General features: G+C 65.9%; 1 protein-coding gene and 1 pseudogene. One reads left to right on the top strand and one right to left on the bottom strand.

The features are described 5' to 3' along the window. The coding region (locus tag MOV75_RS40570) for a glutamate--tRNA ligase family protein (protein WP_247008465.1) at positions 1 to 422 on the bottom strand (422 nt) is incomplete at its 3' end. A 188-nt stretch (positions 423 to 610) separates the two neighbouring features. On the opposite strand from MOV75_RS40570, the pseudogene MOV75_RS40565 reads away from it, so the two are divergent. Further along, a pseudogene (locus tag MOV75_RS40565) lies at positions 611 to 733 on the top strand (DNA-3-methyladenine glycosylase 2 family protein); the annotation flags it as partial.

The following is a 733-nucleotide window of genomic DNA, read 5'->3' as shown; positions in this document are numbered from 1 at the left end:
CGCTCGTCGGCGGGCAGCGATCTGGAATCGCCGGGATAGAGCGGCGCGCCGTCGGGATCACGCGGCCAGGGGCCGTCCGCCTCACGCGCGGAAACGAGCTTTGCGATCTCGGCGCGGCTCTCGAAGGCGGGATAGACGAGGCCAAGCGCGGACAGCTTGTCCAGTGCGGCGCGATATTCGGCGAGATGCTCGGACTGCCGCCGCACCGGCGTCTCCCAGTTGATCCCGAGCCAGGCGAGATCCTCGTAGATCGCCGTCTCGAATTCCGGCCGGCAGCGCGTCGTGTCGATGTCCTCGATCCGCAGCAACAGAAGCCCGCCGGTCTCGCGCGCGCGATCGAAGTTGAGCAGCGCGGAATAGGCGTGACCGAGATGGAGGTGCCCGTTGGGGCTCGGGGCGAATCGGAAAACGGGTGGCGCCATTTGACAGATCTCGTCATGGCCGGGCTTGTCCCGGCCATCCACGTTCTTCGGTGTCATACGGCGCCCCTGTCAATGTCACGAACAGATACGAGCACCGTCGCTCATGGTACACATGCCGAGTGGTTAGAAAGACGTGGATGGCCGGGTCAAGCCCGGCCACGACGTCGGAGATAGTTTGCCGAATTGCCATGACCATCCACCTCGAAACCCAGTCCGATCTCGAAGAGGCCGTCCATGCGCTGATCAAGCGCGACCCGCGCCTGAAACCCGTGCTTGCGGCGGCCGGCATGCCGGCGCTGCGGCGGCGCGAG

The organism is Bradyrhizobium sp. PRIMUS42, from assembly GCF_023006515.1.
Taxonomy (GTDB): Bacteria; Pseudomonadota; Alphaproteobacteria; order Rhizobiales; family Xanthobacteraceae; genus Bradyrhizobium.
Note: the sequence above shows the minus strand (reverse complement) of the source record. Positions and strands in the feature narration are given on the sequence as shown.